The sequence below is a fragment of the Staphylococcus sp. GDY8P54P genome (genome assembly GCF_017892645.1).
GTDB classification, from domain to species: Bacteria; Bacillota; Bacilli; order Staphylococcales; family Staphylococcaceae; genus Staphylococcus; species Staphylococcus ureilyticus.
In genome coordinates this window covers 29,820-47,170 of sequence record NZ_JAESLN010000028.1, presented here as the reverse complement: position 1 = coordinate 47,170, position 17,351 = coordinate 29,820, and the positions used below count along the sequence as shown (strand labels likewise).

At 33.3% G+C, this 17,351-nt stretch carries 17 protein-coding genes; 2 read left to right on the top strand and 15 right to left on the bottom strand.

Annotation, left to right across the window (positions count from 1 at the left end; all coding sequences use genetic code 11):
• Window positions 1-158: 158 nt before the first annotated feature.
• From KA883_RS08965 to fapR, 5 genes are all read right to left on the bottom strand, one after another.
• Window positions 159-392 carry an acyl carrier protein gene (locus KA883_RS08965; protein ID WP_019467939.1) on the bottom strand — a complete coding sequence of 78 codons (234 nt, stop codon included), beginning with the start codon at window positions 390-392 and terminating at the stop codon, window positions 159-161.
• A gap of 162 nt (window positions 393-554) precedes the next feature.
• On the bottom strand, window positions 555-1,292 hold the full coding sequence (gene fabG / locus KA883_RS08960) for a 3-oxoacyl-[acyl-carrier-protein] reductase (protein ID WP_046208661.1): 738 nt from the start codon (window positions 1,290-1,292) through the stop codon (window positions 555-557).
• On the bottom strand, window positions 1,285-2,211 hold the full coding sequence (fabD, locus tag KA883_RS08955) for an ACP S-malonyltransferase (protein ID WP_046208662.1): 927 nt from the start codon (window positions 2,209-2,211) through the stop codon (window positions 1,285-1,287). The genes fabG and fabD overlap by 8 nt, the downstream gene beginning before the upstream one ends.
• Window positions 2,204-3,190 carry a phosphate acyltransferase PlsX gene (gene plsX / locus KA883_RS08950; protein WP_046208663.1) on the bottom strand — a complete coding sequence of 329 codons (987 nt, stop codon included), beginning with the start codon at window positions 3,188-3,190 and terminating at the stop codon, window positions 2,204-2,206. The genes fabD and plsX overlap by 8 nt, the downstream gene beginning before the upstream one ends.
• A complete protein-coding gene (gene fapR / locus KA883_RS08945; protein WP_046208664.1) occupies window positions 3,183-3,752 on the bottom strand; it encodes a transcription factor FapR in 570 nt (189 codons plus the stop codon). The genes plsX and fapR overlap by 8 nt, the downstream gene beginning before the upstream one ends.
• A gap of 291 nt (window positions 3,753-4,043) precedes the next feature.
• Between fapR and KA883_RS08940 the strand changes: the two genes are divergently transcribed.
• Window positions 4,044-5,603, top strand: coding sequence for a M4 family metallopeptidase (locus KA883_RS08940; protein ID WP_046208665.1), 1,560 nt, complete (start codon window positions 4,044-4,046; stop codon window positions 5,601-5,603).
• Window positions 5,604-5,653: 50 nt separating this feature from the next.
• Here KA883_RS08940 and recG read toward each other — a convergent pair whose 3' ends face one another.
• The 5 genes from recG to KA883_RS08915 form a co-directional block, all read right to left on the bottom strand.
• On the bottom strand, window positions 5,654-7,699 hold the full coding sequence (recG, locus tag KA883_RS08935; protein WP_046208666.1) for an ATP-dependent DNA helicase RecG: 2,046 nt from the start codon (window positions 7,697-7,699) through the stop codon (window positions 5,654-5,656).
• Between the two features lies 1 nt (window position 7,700).
• Complete coding sequence (gene sdaAA, locus KA883_RS08930) at window positions 7,701-8,570, bottom strand: L-serine ammonia-lyase, iron-sulfur-dependent, subunit alpha (protein WP_046208667.1); 870 nt, start codon at window positions 8,568-8,570, stop codon at window positions 7,701-7,703.
• A 13-nt stretch (window positions 8,571-8,583) separates the two neighbouring features.
• Window positions 8,584-9,249: an L-serine ammonia-lyase, iron-sulfur-dependent subunit beta gene (gene sdaAB / locus KA883_RS08925; protein ID WP_046208668.1), complete on the bottom strand. Its 666-nt coding sequence runs from the start codon at window positions 9,247-9,249 to the stop codon at window positions 8,584-8,586.
• Between the two features lie 367 nt (window positions 9,250-9,616).
• Window positions 9,617-11,278 (bottom strand): fatty acid kinase catalytic subunit FakA, encoded by a 1,662-nt coding sequence (gene fakA, locus KA883_RS08920; protein WP_046208669.1) that lies wholly within the window; start codon window positions 11,276-11,278, stop codon window positions 9,617-9,619.
• A 14-nt stretch (window positions 11,279-11,292) separates the two neighbouring features.
• On the bottom strand, window positions 11,293-11,664 hold the full coding sequence (locus KA883_RS08915) for an Asp23/Gls24 family envelope stress response protein (RefSeq protein ID WP_019467949.1): 372 nt from the start codon (window positions 11,662-11,664) through the stop codon (window positions 11,293-11,295).
• 240 nt (window positions 11,665-11,904) lie between these two features.
• On the opposite strand from KA883_RS08915, the gene rpmB reads away from it, so the two are divergent.
• Complete coding sequence (gene rpmB, locus KA883_RS08910; RefSeq protein WP_002483503.1) at window positions 11,905-12,093, top strand: 50S ribosomal protein L28; 189 nt, start codon at window positions 11,905-11,907, stop codon at window positions 12,091-12,093.
• A gap of 81 nt (window positions 12,094-12,174) precedes the next feature.
• Here the strand turns inward: rpmB and KA883_RS08905 are convergent, their stop codons facing one another.
• The 5 genes from KA883_RS08905 to KA883_RS08885 all read right to left on the bottom strand — a co-directional run bounded on the left by KA883_RS08905 (window position 12,175) and on the right by KA883_RS08885 (window position 17,351).
• Complete coding sequence (locus KA883_RS08905; protein ID WP_046208670.1) at window positions 12,175-12,810, bottom strand: thiamine diphosphokinase; 636 nt, start codon at window positions 12,808-12,810, stop codon at window positions 12,175-12,177.
• Window positions 12,811-12,815: 5 nt separating this feature from the next.
• A complete protein-coding gene (rpe, locus tag KA883_RS08900; RefSeq protein ID WP_046208671.1) occupies window positions 12,816-13,460 on the bottom strand; it encodes a ribulose-phosphate 3-epimerase in 645 nt (214 codons plus the stop codon).
• The gene (gene rsgA, locus KA883_RS08895; RefSeq protein WP_046208672.1) at window positions 13,461-14,336 is read right to left on the bottom strand and encodes a ribosome small subunit-dependent GTPase A; all 876 of its coding nucleotides are present in this window, start codon (window positions 14,334-14,336) and stop codon (window positions 13,461-13,463) included. It lies immediately after the preceding gene.
• A gap of 229 nt (window positions 14,337-14,565) precedes the next feature.
• On the bottom strand, window positions 14,566-16,611 hold the full coding sequence (gene pknB / locus KA883_RS08890) for a Stk1 family PASTA domain-containing Ser/Thr kinase (RefSeq protein ID WP_046208673.1): 2,046 nt from the start codon (window positions 16,609-16,611) through the stop codon (window positions 14,566-14,568).
• Window positions 16,608-17,351, bottom strand: coding sequence for a Stp1/IreP family PP2C-type Ser/Thr phosphatase (locus KA883_RS08885; protein WP_046208674.1), 744 nt, complete (start codon window positions 17,349-17,351; stop codon window positions 16,608-16,610). Before KA883_RS08885 ends, pknB begins: the two co-directional genes overlap by 4 nt.

Sequence of the window (17,351 nt, the reverse complement as noted above, 5' to 3'; positions counted from 1 at the left end):
TATAAAACTAAAGGGAAAACTGCTAATCATACATTCATTTTATCATTTATAGAACATTAACCCTCTTTAACGATTACTATTGATATGATTACTAAAGTTAACTGCTTTTTAATAGAAAAAATCTGAGCCGTAAAATCCACGACTCAGATATTTGTTTATTATTTTTCCATACTATTGATAAAGTTAACTGCATCACCAACAGTGTTGATTTTTTCAGCTTCTTCATCTGGAATTTCAGTACCAAATTCGTCTTCTAATTCCATAACTAATTCAGCAATATCAAGTGAGTCAGCGCCTAAATCATCTTTGAAAGATGCATCTTGAGTTACTTTTTCAGCGTCAACACCTAAACGGTCAACGATGATATCTTTTACTTTGTCGAAGTTTTCCACGTCGATTCACCTCCTTTTAAAAGCCTATGATAGACTTTTATATTTTCCCATTTTATCGATTGAAATACAAGTAGTATTTCAATGAATTACATACTTAGAGCATGACATACATCCATAAGTCATATCAAGTCATGTTCAAAATGGTATGTCCGTACAGTTACACTATTCCATAAACATACCACCATTGACATGTATTGTTTGACCAGTAATATATTTTGCTTTGTCTGAAGCTAAAAATGCTACTGTATTTGCAATATCAGTGTCTTCTCCAAATCTTGCTAATGGAATTTGTTGCAACATTTGATCTTTTAAATCATCTGATAATGCATCTGTCATGTCAGATACAATAAATCCTGGTGCAACGGCATTAACTGTGATATTTCTTGAAGCTAATTCTTTCGCAGCAGATTTAGTCAATCCAATAACGCCTGCTTTTGTTGCAACATAATTAGCTTGGCCTGGATTTCCTACTGCACCAACTACACTAGATAAATTGATGATTGACCCACTTTTTTGTCTTAACATTTGTGGTGTAACCTTTTGAATACAGTTAAACACACCTTTTAAATTAGTGTCGATAACGTCATCCCATTCACTTTCTTTCATACGCATCAATAAATTATCTCTAGTAATACCTGCATTATTGACTAATACATCGACTGTACCAAATTGGTTTACTACTTCTTTAATCATTGCTTTTACTTCATCGCCATTGGCAACATTAGCTTGAATTGCTAAGCTTTCTACACCTTTAGCTTTCACTTCTTCTACTACAGCCTCTGCTTTTTCTCTATTACCTGCATAGTTTACTGCTACGTTATAACCTTCTTCAGCTAACTGAATTGCTATACTACGACCAATACCTCTAGATGCTCCAGTTACTAATGCATTTTTAGTCATTTTCATTCCACCCTTTTACGTCTTCTAATGTTTGAATTGAAGTAAGCTTAACATCTCTATTTATTTTTTTTATTAATCCTGAAAGTACTTTACCTGGCCCAATTTCAATAAAATGGTCGACACCTTGATCAAGTAGCCATGTCACAGAATCTATAAATTGAACCGGAGAATATAATTGTTTAATCATATTCTCTTTAATTTCTTTAGCATCTGTTTCACCTTTAGCATTTACATTTTGTACCACTGGATAATTGGCGTCGTTCCATTCAAATTGTTCGATATAATTTGCAAAGTCCGATTCAATAACTTGCATCATGGATGAATGGAAAGGACCAGAAACGGCTAAAGGCATGACGCGTTTAGCACCCAAAGATTTTCCTTCAGCAACAAGTTGATCTATTAATGTTTTATGCCCTGAAACCACAATTTGTCCAGGTGCATTGATATTAGCAGGTTCTATGACTTCGTCTTCTGTTGAAAGTTGTTTGCAAATGTCATCAACTTCACTGTAATTTAAACCTAGGACAGCTGCCATGCTACCAACACCATCAGGAAAAGCTGCTGCCATCAATTGTCCACGTTTACGAACTATTTTTACCGCGTCCTCAAACTTTAATACGCCACTCGCTACTAGACTCGCGTACTCACCTAAGCTATGACCCATTGTATAATCTGCATCAATTTGTTTTAATGCCATTAATAAAGCGGTACTATGTGTAAGTAATGCTGGTTGTGTATTTTCAGTTTGGCCTAATTTACCTTCGGCATCTTCAAACATTGTTTCTAAGATATCAAAATCCAATTGTGCTTGTGCTTCATTTAGAATTGATGTTGCGGCATCACTTTCATTAAACAAATCACTAGCCATGCCTACTTTTTGTGACCCTTGTCCAGGAAAAATAATCGCTGTTTTACCCATTTTTTGACCCCACCGTTTCTCTCATTGTATCTACTATATTTAATTCTCCAGCAACCTTAGCTTGACGAATTGCTGAATAAAATGCCTTGGCATTAGAACTACCATGTGCTTTTACAACGATACCATTCAATCCTAGTAAAACTGAACCACCATATTCTGCATAGTCCATTTTTGTAGTTAACTCATTTAAATCTTTGCGTAAGACTAACGCTGCTAATTTATTTTTTAAACTACTTAAAAGTGTAGATTTCAACATTTTTCCTATAGATTTTGCTACACCTTCTAGATTTTTTAGGATCATGTTACCAGTATAGCCATCTGTGACAACGACATCTGCAGCATCATCCATTAATACTTTCGCTTCTACATTACCAGCAAAATGAAATTCTTGTTGTTCATCCATTAAATTAAACGCTTTTTTAGTTAATGTATTTCCTTTAGCTGCTTCAGTTCCTATATTAAGCAATGCTACAGAAGGTTGTTCAATATTACGTATTTTTTGTGCATAAATATTGCCTAATTGTGCATATTGCAATAAGTGTTCTGCTTTAGCATCCGCATTTGCACCGACATCCATAAATACAAAACCTTTACCTGATACAGTAGGTAAAGTAAGCACTAATGCTGGTCTTTCTACACCTTTAATTCTACCAACAATAAATAGTCCAGCAGACATTAATGCACCTGTATTACCGGCTGATACACATCCATCCGCTTCACCAGATTTTACTGCTTCAGCCATGCGCACCATCGAACTATTTTTTTTCCGTTTAATTGCTCTTACTGGTTCATCTTCCATCGTTATCGCTTCTGTACAGTGACGTACTTCCACTCTTTCGTGATTAATATTACATTTATTTTGGTCTCCAAATAATATAATTTCTAAATCTTTAAAATCATTGACCGCTTTTTCAACAGCTTCTAAAACGATGCCAGGTGCGTCATCGCCACCCATCATGTCGATAGCTATTTTAACCATTTTGTTCATCCTCACTTGTATAATACATTTTGAATGTACCTCTAAATACTAAAGTATCTTTGACATACGAATTTACTTTTATCTTAAAATATTTATTCGTTATTTCGACAGCTTGTGCTTCAGCACGTACTGTATCGTTTAATTTAACTTGTTTTAAAAATGAAACATTACTTTCTTTAGTTAAAACGACTGGTTTATGTATAAGTGCCACACATAATGAATTGGCCTGTGCAAACAACACATGACCTCTGGCAATCTTATTTCTTGTAAATACTGAATCTTCATCAATATTAATCAGAGATGTTGCTTGATGATCTGGTTCAACGTTAATCACATCACCTATGATTTCACTTCCATCAATAGATCGAATACTTTCGTGATTTTTTCTCGCAACGGATTTTATTCTTTTTCTCAATTCAGGAATATTTAAGTGTGTACGATCCAACCTTATTGTTTGGATACTGACTGAAAAAAGACTGCTTAAATCAAGATCAGTAATAAAGGGATTTTTTTCTATTTCTTTTTTTATCGCTTCACGACGTTCTTGTTTTTTTAACTTCATAGTTTACTACTCCCTAATTTTAGTACCAAGTCTTAAACATTCCTAACATATCATAACACTTTCTATTTCAATTGCTCAACTAAAAACATAAGACTTTCTCCATTATATTGAGTTAAAGCTGAACACTTTTATAACCAAAGTAAAAAAAGTTTTTAAAGTTAATATATAACTTTTAATAATAATATGTTAAATTATATAAAAATAAAATTTATCGTTTTTAAAACACTTAACTATTAAAAAATGTTCAGAAATACATAGATTATTCATTCCAATTCAAAGGGGTTGTAAACATTGAAAAAAGTAGTGACCAATGCATTGCTATCTGCAACATTTTTTGCAGCTTTTTCCACTCAGAGTAACGCAAAAGAAATCAATAGTATCCTTCCTGAAAACTTAGAAACTTCAACTGAAACAAAAATTTCCAATAAAATAGATGTAGAACATTTCCTACAAAACAACGCTACATCTGTGCTCAATACAAATAAAACTAAAACAGAATCTATTAATAAAAATGCATTTAAACAATACAAAGTAATCAATAGCAGTGTTGATTCAACTGGTGTTAAACATTATGAATTAAAACCAAAAATCAATCATATTTTAGCTAATGATAGCACAATTAAAGTCCATGTGAACTCTGATGGAAACGTATCACTTATCAATGGTCATATACACAGACAACATATCGACGTTAATAATACGGTGAAACTATCTTCTTCCCAAGCAGAAAAATTAGCCTTTAAAGCAATTGGTAAAAAAAGCAATGACGTTACAAACATCGATGGCTTTAAAGTAGTGTCTAAAAACAAACTAGATGTTAATAGTAAAAAAGAAAGATATATATATAATATAGAATTAAATTACATATCTCCTAAGCCTGCACATTGGCAAATACAAGTTGATGCTAGCACTGGGGAGATATTAAAAAAACAAAATGTGATTGAACACGCTTTAGAAAAAGGCTCTGGTATCGGAGTGAATGGTGATAAAAAATCACCACTTAATGTATCTAGCAACAATGGACAATATACTTTAAATGATACAACGACAGATGCACATATTAATACTGAAAGTGCCAATGGAACCACTGATCAATTTTCTCCTATCATAAATGATTCAAAATATTTTGATAAAAAACAACAACGTCCTGGCGTCGATGCACACTATTACGCAAAAGCAGTTTATGATTATTATTTAAATACACACGATAGAAATAGTTACGACGATAATGCTGCTGATATTAATTCAGTTGTCCATTTTGATAAGAACTATAATAATGCAGCATGGACCGGACAATATATGGTTTACGGTGACGGTGATGGTCAAACATTTAATCCCTTATCAGGCGCTAAAGATATTGTTGCTCATGAATTAACACATGCGGTAACTGAAAGAACTGCTAATTTAGAATATGTAAATCAATCTGGTGCACTCAACGAATCTTTCTCAGATGTATTTGGGTATTTTATTGACCCTGATAACTGGCTGATGGGTGAAGATGTATATACTCCCAATCAAGATGGTGACGCTTTAAGAAGTTTAAAAGATCCAGAAAAATATGATCAACCAGCACATATGGATCAATTTTATACTGGTGATGAAGATAATGGTGGTGTCCATATTAATAGTGGTATTCCAAACAAAGCTGCATATCTAACGATACAATCAATTGGTAAAGAAAAAGCTGAGCAAATATACTATCTCGCATTAACTCAATATTTGACGTCCAATGCTGAATTTTCTGATGCCAAAATTGCCTTAAAACAAGCAGCAGATGAATTATATGGCCATAATAGTAACGAATCACAATCTGTAGCACAAGCATGGACTAAAGTAGGTGTAGGCTCGTAAATATAAAAAAACAGCAGTTTAGCAAATGACACGCTAAATTGCTGTTTTTGTTAATCAAAACTAGTATATAGTAAATTATCTTCTACAAATGTTCTTAATCTTTGATACTCATCTTCAAAAAATGCACCGGATTGAATTAATTCTGCTGCCTCATCTCTCGCTACTTCTAACATTTTATAATCTTCAACAACATTCGCTACTAAAAAGTCAGGTAACCCACTTTGTTTCACACCAAAGAAATCACCAGGTCCTCTCATTTCTAAATCACGTTCACTTAATTCAAAACCATCTGTTGTTTGTGTCATTACATTCATACGTTCTATCCCTGTTTCAGTTTTAGGTGAAGCAATTAATACACAATAGCTTTGGTGTTCACTTCTACCAACACGTCCTCTTAATTGATGTAAAGTTGATAATCCAAATCGATCCGCATCATATATCATCATAAATGTTGCATTAGGAACGTTAACTCCTACTTCTACCACTGTCGTTGACACCAATATATCAATTTCATGATTACTAAATTGTTGCATCACTTGATCTTTTTCTTCTGAGGTTAATTTACCATGAAGTAGTCCAACTTTTCCTTTACCATAATAGGCTTGTAAAGATTCGAACAATTCAACTACATTTTGTACATCTTCTAAATGCTCTGAACTTTCTATCAATGGACAAATCACATATGCTTGCCTACCTTTTTTTAATTCAGCAGACATTTGTTGTAATACACTTTCATATGCTTCATGTTTAGACCAAGAGGTTATAATAGGTTTCCTACCCTTTGGTAACTGTTTGATTGAGGATACATCCATTTCTCCAAAAACAGAAATTGCTAATGTGCGTGGAATAGGTGTCGCTGTCATAAACAAAACGTTTGTCATCGCGCCTTTTTCTCTCAGCAATTGTCGTTGATTGACACCAAAACGATGCTGTTCATCTGTAATTACAAGGCCCACATTATTAAAGACAACATCATCTTGAATAAGCGCATGTGTACCAATAATACAATCTATCTCATTTTGCTCGAGCTGTTCCAACAAAATTTTGCGTTTTTTCCCTTTTACTGAACCTGTAAGTAAAGCAATGTTCATTCTGTCACCAAAGATTTCTGCAAGACTTTCAGCATGCTGTTCTGCAAGTATTTCAGTAGGTACCATTAAAGCAGATTGATAACCTGCTGTTTTTAATGCATACATACAAATTGCAGCTACGACTGTTTTTCCTGATCCAACATCACCTTGTAACAATCTATGCATGCGAATAGGCGCTTTTAAATCTCTAAATATCTCGTTTACACTTTGCTTTTGTGCATCAGTTAATTCAAATGGTAAACATGATATAAAATTTCTTACTAATTGAATATCATAATCAATTTCGATTGCGTCATCTGATATTTTTTCCAACCTATTTAGCCATTGCATTCTAAGTTCAAACATAAATAATTCAATAAATGCGTAAGTTCTTCTCGCTTTGAGCAATGAAGTTTTGTCCGGTGCAAGGTGTAATGTTTTGATTGTATCTTCTAGTGTTTCTAATTTATATTTTTCTCTCAATGAATCTGATATCCATTCATGAATCGTAACATGTTCTAAAACTTGCCTAATCATATCACGTAATGGTTTTTGCTTTATCCCTTCTTTAATTCGATAAATGGGTTCAAATTGTACATCTTCCATTGCTGGTTGATTAAAAAACATTCGATTTCCGTTAATTTCTTGCTTATTTCTATTCCATTTTCCTTTAATCGTAACCGTTTGGTGTAGTTCTAGTTTCTTTTTCAAGTAGGGTTGATTAAAAAATACACATTTTACTGCAATATTGTTAACCATTAAATGAACTGTCAACTTAGATTTATTCCTACCAAAAAAAGCGACAGTGGGTGTTGAGTATACTTCCCCAACAACAGTCACCATCGCTTGATCTTCTGCTTCATTCAAGTCAACTACAGTATTGTCTTCATAACGCGTTGGTAAATATAAGATTAAATCTTCTACTGTATAAATGTTCAATTCATTTAATACCACTAACCGCTTAGGACCTAAACCCTTGATTTGTGATAATGGAAATGGGCTTTCTATTAAATTGACTTTTGACATTTTAATCACCAAATATTTCTTGTTTTAAACGCTGTCCTGTCGGTGTGCCTGCTAAACCTCCACGACCAGTTTCACGCAACGCTGAAGGCATCGTTTGCCCTATTTTATACATTGCTTCTATTACTTCGTCTGTCGGGATTCTGGAAGTTACACCTGCTAATGCCATATCGGCTGAGACGATTGCATTAGATGCCCCAGCTGCATTTCTTTTTACACAAGGTACTTCTACTAATCCAGCTACAGGGTCACATACTAAACCTAGCATATTTTTCAAACAAATTGCAAAAGCTTCCGAAGATTGTTGTGGTGTACCACCTGCAAGCTCAACTGTCGCACCTGCAGCCATAGCTGCGGCCGATCCAACTTCTGCCTGACAACCACCTGCTGCTCCAGATATCGATGCATTATTTGCTACAACAAATCCAAATGCGCCTGAAGTTAATAAGAAATTCAACATATCTTTACGTGTAGGTTCTAATCGTGGTTTCAAACCAAACAGAACCCCAGGAACGACTCCAGCTGAACCAGCCGTTGGTGTAGCACAAATTTTACCCATTGCTGCATTTACTTCATTTGTTGCTACTGCTTTGCTCACAGCATCTAATAATGTTGCACCAGATAAAGATTTACCTGTTTTTAAATATTCTTTTATTAAAACAGCGTCTCCACCTGTTAGACCAGTCGTTGAAGTTACGCCTTCTAAGCCTTCATCTAATGCATTTTCCATAGTTTGTAAATTTTTATCCATATGTGCATATACTTCTTCTTCTGATAAACCAGTAACTTCCATTTCTTGCTCAAGCATCACTTCATATATTTTTTTATCTTCTGTCTCACATTTTTCAATGAGTTCTTTTACACTTTTAAACATTGATATCCCTCCATTAGGCGTCGCCCATGAGTGAGACTGTCACTACACCATCGACGTTTTTTATTTTTTCTATTATTTCATCATTGATAGCATCATCTAATTCACATGTCATTAATGCTTGGTCACCTTTTTCTTTTCTTGAAACTTGCATGCTGCCAACATTAATACTGGAATCACCTAATATATTAGCTACACGGCCGATCGTACCAAATGTATCTTTATGGAATACTAAAAGTGCTGGATAGTTACCACTAATTGCAATACTAAAACCATTGATTGCAACAACTTCTATCTTACCGCCACCAATAGACACACCTTCAACAGAAATTTCTTTTTCTCCGTCTCTCATATTAATAATTGCAGTGTTTGGGTGAGAGCGTTCTTCTGCCATTTCAATAAAATTCACTTTCATGCCAATTTCTTCAGCAGTCTCTAAACTTTTTTGGATTCGATCGTCGTCTGTATCATATCCTAATAAGCCACCCACAAGTGCTACATCTGTACCATGGCCCTTATATGTTTCCATAAATGACCCATACAAATATATATCAACTTGTTTTGGTATTTGATTAAATAAATCTTTAGCTACTAAGCCAATTCTGACTGCACCTGCTGTATGTGAAGATGATGGACCAACCATTGTTGGACCAATTATATCGAAAACTGTTTTATATTTCATAATGGATACCCCACCCTTATTTTTAATCATTCTAAAGTGTTGCGCTTACATTTTATTTGCACCTTTATTATTATAACAATTTAAGTTAACATTATAAACTAATTTTAGTTGTACTGCTTTTAATTCAAAATTATTACAAATTGCACACTATTGTGAATTGAATACACATATACACATATAAACATAATGAAAATAATTATTCTTTACCATGAATATTATTACGATATTTACATCTATTTAGTATATACTTCTTTAAACATTAACTTCACCCATTTTTTTGCGTCAAAATAAATATACGTAACCAGATATGACACATACCTAATTACGTATATTGATAGAAATTTTTGTCGTTATCAACAAACTAACATTATTCCACAGAAAACAGATATTGATATACAGGCTGATCACCTTGATGTTGATCTATTTCAATATCTGGATACGTTGTTTCAATCCAGGATTCAACATTAGATGTTATATCACTATTGGCATCTTCACCGATAATCATAGTGATTATTTCACTTTCGTCCGTAATCATTTGAGACAATAACTGTTTAACAGTCTCAAATTCATCTTCATTGCTTGTGACAATTTTATCCTCGACTAATCCCATAAATGCATCTTTTTTTATTTCTACACCATCGACTTTGGTATCCCTAACAGCGTAAGTAACAGAGCCAGAAGTTATCACTTCTAATGATTCAATCATGCGTGCTTTATTATCAATTAATTCGTCTGATTCATCATAATTAAATAATGCAGCTATTCCTTGTGGTATAGATTTCGAAGGAATCACAATAGTTTCAGCATCTACAATTGATGCAGCTTGTTCACTCGCCATCATAATATTTTTATTATTTGGCAAGATGATTGCACGTTTACATTGGGATTGTTCAATCACTTTCACAATATCTTCAGTAGACGGGTTCATTGTCTGGCCACCACTTATTAAATGTGTCGCACCCATGGATTTAAACAATTCTGATATGCCTTCTCCCATAGAAATAGCGATGACAGCAGTGTCTACTGTTGAAGTTTCTTGATTAGATTGTTGTGTATTTGTACCTTTTTGTTCTTTTTTTACAACTTCACGATGTTGTTCTCGCATATTCTCAACTTTTAATTTAATTAATTCACCATATTGTTGTCCGTAATTAAAAACATCGCCAGGTTTTTCTGTATGTACATGAACTTTTACAATTTCATCATCATTAATAACTAATAATGAATCCCCAAATTGACTCATTTCTTCTCTAAAAGTATCTTCATCGAATACTTTTTTATTCACCCCAAAACGAACCATCATTTCGGTACAATATCCATAAACAATATCTTCAGTATTAATCACACCGTGGAAGTCATGTTCTTCATTCACTAAAGTTTCTGTATCTAATTTTGGAGTTTCTGCAGTTACAGTTTCACCTTTTAAAGCTTTTAGGAAACCTTCATAAACGATAACTAATCCTTTACCACCACTATCAACTACACCAACTTCTTTTAATACAGGTAACAAATTGGGCGTATTCTCTAAAGAAATTTGGGCTTGTTCTATAATATATGTCACAAGTTCAATGCAATCTTCTGTTTCTTGTGCCTTTTGTATACCTGCATCCGCAGCATCTCTAGCAACAGTTAAAATTGTGCCTTCTACGGGTTTCATAATTGCTTTATATGCAGTGTTAACACCAGCTTTAAAACTTTCTGCTAATTGCTGTGCATTAATTTCGCTAAAACTTTCTAAATTTTTGCTAAATCCTCTAAAAAGCTGTGATAAGATAACGCCAGAATTTCCACGTGCCCCCATTAATAAACCTTTTGAAAATGTTTTACCTAACTCGCCAATATGCTGTGATAAATTCTCTTCTACTGCTTCTCTGCCTGATGTCATTGTTAAGTTCATATTTGTCCCTGTATCCCCATCTGGCACCGGGTATACATTTAATGAATCTACTAAATCTGAATGATTAGATAAATTTTGTGCCCCTTGAATAATCATTTCGGCAAATAATTTACCATTTATTTTACTAACCATCTCGTTATGTCCTCCTAGTTTTTCTTGCCATTATCCACTCGTACGCCTTGTACAAATATATTAATTGAATTTACTTTAACTTTTAATGTTTGTTCTAATGTATATTTGACAGTTGATTGAACATTGCTTGCAACTTCTGATATCTTTGTACCGTAACTTACAATGATATACATATCAACATCCAACACACTATTTTCTTCTCTCACAACAATGCCTTTTGCATAATTTTCATAACCTAAAATTTCAGCAATTCCATCTCTTACTTGTTGTCTAGAAGCCATTCCTACAATGCCATAACATTCTACCGCTTTACTACCCACAACTGAAGCTATTACTTCGTTTGAAATGTCTATGCTACCATAATCATTTGTAATTTCTAATGTCATTTTATTGGGCCTCCTAGTTTATGGTTCTCACTTTATTTTTGATACTTTAAAACTTTATATTAAGATTAAAAAATACAATATTATCCATAGTTTACAATTATATCATAAAATGAGTGTAACAAAAGTAGAAGCTATGTAAAGAAATTTTTTTCATTTTATTGCCATTATTTTTTTTATGTGGTACATTATTCAAGTATGTAGTAGATATGTGTATTTATATTTATTAAAGGAGGTACTTTCATGGGCAAACAATGTTTCGTAACAGGTCGCAAAGCTTCAACTGGAAACAATCGTTCACACGCTTTAAATTCTTCTAAAAGAAGATGGAATGCTAACCTTCAAAAAGTTAGAATTCTTGTAGACGGAAAACCTAAAAAAGTTTGGGTTTCTGCACGTGCTTTAAAATCTGGTAAAGTAACTAGAGTTTAATAAATATAATGCACGAAAAAGACCAATCCTTATGTGGAGGATTGGTCTTTTTTTGTTTATAATTAATTTTGCTACGATTTATCAATCTTTACTTTTAATCATTAATACGCTACCTGAATAAATAGAAACAGTACCTCGTGGTTTTATTAATTCATTAGATATTGTCAGCGTAGAACCGAGCTGTAAAGATGATTGCTTCAATTCATATTTAAAATTGGCTAGTGAAATAACTGTAGGATATGTAATTGGGATGAATGATATATATGGATAATTAAAATCTCTTTCAACACAATGATCTTTAGCAGATAAATATGAAATTTCATTTTGTTGGTCAATGATTTTAATGTTAATTTTCTTTTTTGTATATTCTGGTTTCTCTAAAATTTGCAATGCACCCATAAAATGGTCTAAACGTCCACCGGTTGCTCCATAAACACATATTTCACTATAGCCTGAATGGATTGCTTGATCGATACCCAATGCTAAATCAGTGTCATCTTTTTCAGAATGATATGGATTAATTGCTAGTTTTTCAGCCAAATAATCCCTTTCTTCTTTAGTTATTGAATCAAAATCACCGACTGCAAATTGAGGCATAATACCTGATTCAATCAATATTAATGCACCTCGGTCAACCCCTATCCATGACTCATTTGCCTTATTTTGTAAAATATTTTCTGGTAAATTTCTTGCACCACATAATAAATTGACTTTCATTGACTTCAACCTTTCAATGTTTGCGTCACTTGTTTATAATCTTTTTGTTTAAAGAAATATGAACCAGCTACCAACATAGTGGCACCGTGTTCGATAACAGTTGCAACTGTTTCATCGTTAATACCACCATCAACTTCGATTTCAAATGATAAGTTTAATGCTTTCTTTATCTTGACTAGTTCGTCCAATTTGCTAATGCTATCTTGAATGAATGTTTGACCGCCAAATCCAGGATTAACTGTCATGACAAGTACATAATCCACCATTTTTAGCACTGGCATAATCGTATTCACCGATGTACCTGGGTTAATGACTACACCAGCTTTTACATTAGTATTTTTAATTTGTTGTATTACTCTATGAATATGCGGTGTTGCTTCCACATGTACTGAAATCATGTCTGCACCCTGTGCTGCAAAAAGCTCCACATATTTTTCTGGTTCTTCTATCATCAAATGCACATCTATTGGTAAATCAGTACCCTTTCTAACGGCTTCTAATATAGGCAATCCAATTGAAATATTTGGAACAAATTGACCGTCCATCACATCAAAGTGCACACCATCAACACCTGCATCTTCTAATGCTTTTAATTCCTTTTGTAATTGTAAAAAATCAGCTGATAATAATGATGGATATAATTTTGCCACTTAATATCTTTCCTTTCTGTTTGCAATTTCATTAAATAATTGTAAATAATGTTCATATCTAAAGTGAGCTATATTCCCTTTTTCTATTTCATGCTTAACATTACACTTGGGTTCGTTTATATGGTTGCAATCTCTAAATTTACAATGTTCACCATATTCATTGATTTCCATGAAATAATGTTTCACTTCATCTTTTTGAATATGATTAAAATCTAATGCGCTAAATCCAGGTGTGTCAGCTATAAAGCCATTTTTTCGTTCAAATAATTCTACATGCCTTGTAGTATGTCTACCCCTATTTAACGCTCTAGATATATGTTGTGTTTCAATATTCAATTCAGGAAAATATCGATTTAATAACGTAGATTTCCCAACACCTGATTGACCGCTTAATACTACTAGTCCTTCTCCCCATTGCATGAAAACTTCATCGATATGATCTTCAACACTTATAAATTGTGTATGATATCCCATATTTTCATAAACTTTTAGTGTCTGTAATATTTTGTTTTCCATGCTAGGTGAAGTAATATCACGTTTAGTTACTAATATGCGAGGTCTCATATGATACGAGTGTGCTATGACTAAAAATCTATCCAATAACTGAGTTGAAAATTCAGGTTCTACCGCACTCATCACTAATACTAGGTGATCAACATTGCTAACTGGTGGTCTTTTTAATTCATTTTTTCGTTCGTGAACATGGTGAATATAACCTTCTGTAATATTTTCAACTTCAAAATCTACAACATCACCAACAATAGGTGAAAATTTATTTTTTCTAAATAATCCACGTGGTTTTGTGTCGTACATTTCGCCATTTACATCTACGCGATATACACCACTTAATGATTTTATGATGCGTCCTGTTTTCACTTAGGCACCCCTCTTTTAAAAGCTTTACATACTATATTATAGCAAAGGCTTTTTAATTTAAATACGATTTGAGACTATTTCAGTTAAAAATAAATAACAGAGCATTATTACTACATGGAATGATAGCAATAATACTCTGTTATAGTCATTTTTTATAAGCAGTTCGCAGAAGCCTTTGGCTTCTGCATAAGCGCAACTAAACTCCCTTCACTTTGTTCGTTAAGTTGCGCTAAAAATCATAAGGAATATCTTTATCAGCTACAATCTTGCCATCAACTCGAATCGTATAACCCGCCGTCTCTCCTTTTTCAATCGTCATTGGAATAGTAACGGTTTTATCATCTTTAATTTTGAAGCTTTGTGCAGCTGATGATCCTTTGTCATCCTTGTCTCTCACATATACTTTCACTTCTTGGCTTTCATCATCATCACCCGTATAGGGAACTTGATAGGTTTCTGTATATGTTTTAGTTTGAGGTTTATCATCTTCTTTAGATGACTTATCTTCTTGCTCCTCAGAATCTTTATCTTCTTTTTTCTCTGATGCTTTCGGTTTACCTGTAGATACTACGAATTCTACGGTAGAACCTTCATCTACTTCTTCGTCTTTAGGCGATTGACTAATGACATTGTCCTTTTTAACTGTTTTATCAGAGCGTTTTTCTACAGTAACTACTTTAAATCCTTTAGATTCTAGTTCAGATTTAGCTGTCTTGAATGATTTTTTCTCATAATCATCCACATAAACTTGTTTAACACCTAATGATTCAGTCAATTTAATGTCACTATCATTTATTTTCACTCTATCACCTGGCGAAACACTCTGTGCTTCAATTAAGCCTTTAGCTACATTTTGTTTCGTATAAGATTGATCTACTTTTGCATCATCAATTCCTAATTTTTTTAATTTATTTAATGCTTCTACTTTTGGTAATCCATATAAATTTGGCATTTCTGCAGTTTTAGGTCCTTTTGATAATACAATGTCCACTTTACTTTGTTGTTCTAAACGTTCACCTTTACCAGGTGATGTTTTAATAATTTTATTCTCAGGATATTTATCACTATAAGCTCTTGTAGTTTTGCCTAATTCTAGTTTGTTATCCCTTAAAATACCTTCAGCTTCTTTTTCAGTCTTACCTATTAAATTAGGTGTTTCCAAATATTTATTACCAAACATTCCCATGGCCATAAAACCAAATAATCCAAACAACAGTAATACAATGATTAAACCATAGAAAAACTTTTTCTTTTTTGATCTTTTTTTCGGAGGCATTGTATATAATTGTTCCTCATTTGATTGAAAATATTGTTGATTAACAATTGGAATTTGCATGGTTTGATTCATGCTTTTTGCTTTATCTTCATCACGAGTCTGATTAGCAATCTCTGCTTTATCAATAGGCACTGTTTTAGTGTCAGCGTCAACAGAATGATATGGTGATTCATTTTCACGCTCTTTTGTCAGGACAGTAGACAAGTCATCTTGCATTTCCTGAACCGATTGATAGCGATCTTTCTTATCTTTTTCAGTCGCTTTAAGCACGACGTTGCTCAATGATTGTGGGACTTCAGAACGTTTGCTAGAAACATTAGGCATCGGATCTTGGATATGTTTTATAGCGATGCTTACTGCTGTTTCACCGGAAAAAGGAGGTTGTCCTACTAACATTTCATACAGTACAACACCAATAGAATATATATCAGTGCCGTTATCTGTTACATCACCGCGCGCTTGTTCAGGAGAAAGGTATTGAACCGTCCCTAAAACATGATTTGTTTGGGTCATCGTCGTTTCGCTTAATGCTTTTGCAATACCAAAATCTAATATTTTTAGTGTTTGATCACGACTCACCAAAATATTTTGAGGTTTTACATCACGATGAACAATCTTTGTATCATGTGCATGCTTTATTCCTTCAATAATTTGTTCAGTAAATTTGATTACGGTTTTGATGTCTAGAGGTCGATGTTGTTGAATATATTCTGATAAAGTGGGACCTTCTATGTACTCCATCACTAAAAAGAAATTTTCATCATTTTCAGTGACATCAAAAACATTAACGATATTTTTATGTGAAAGTTGTGTTAAATTGTGGACTTCACGTTCAAAACGCTTAATTGTTTCTTCTTTTTCACCAGAAGGTATCCTAATAGCTTTAATTGCTACATTGCGATTTAAAATTGTGTCATCAGCCAAATATACCGTGCTCATGCCACCGCCGCCAAGCTTTTTTATCACTTTATAACGTTCGCTTATTAATTTTCCAATCATACCTTATCTCCTTCAATTTCTGCTAAAACAATACTCACATTATCATTCGTTTCTTGAGATATTGCTAATTCAATAAGATTCCGGCCGTGTGTTTCTAAATCATTTTCTTGCATTAATTCTTCTTGAATCATATGATTTCTCGCAAAATCTGTTAATCCATCCGAGTTAAGTAATAGAAAATCATAAAAATTAGTTCTTTTTACAAAAATATCTGGTGTTACTACCTTATCCGTACCCATAACTTTTGTAATAATATTTTTTTGCGGATGATTGAATGCTTCTTCAGCACTAATTTGACCAATCATCACTAAATGATTAACGAAAGAATGATCGTTTGTAATTTGTTCAATCTCTCTACTATTAACCAAATATCCTCTTGAATCACCAATATTTGCCACCACTACATAATCATCAAATACTAACGCACAAACACAAGTTGTTCCCATGCCATAATAGTCTGTATTATCAACAGAGAGTTGATATAATTCACGATTAATCGCTTTTAGTGTAGTTCTCAGCCAATCCTCGGCTTGGTTAGGTTCAATTAAATTTTCTTCTTCAAAACGACGTTGCAATTCATCTGTTACAAATTGACTTGCTACTTCTCCTGCTAAATGTCCACCCATACCATCACAGAGTACAAGTAATTGTTGTTCTGTTTTATTATAGAACACACCACCTGCATCTTCGTTCTTATCACGATATTGACCTGTGTCAGTAAAAAATTGTGCTTTTAGCAT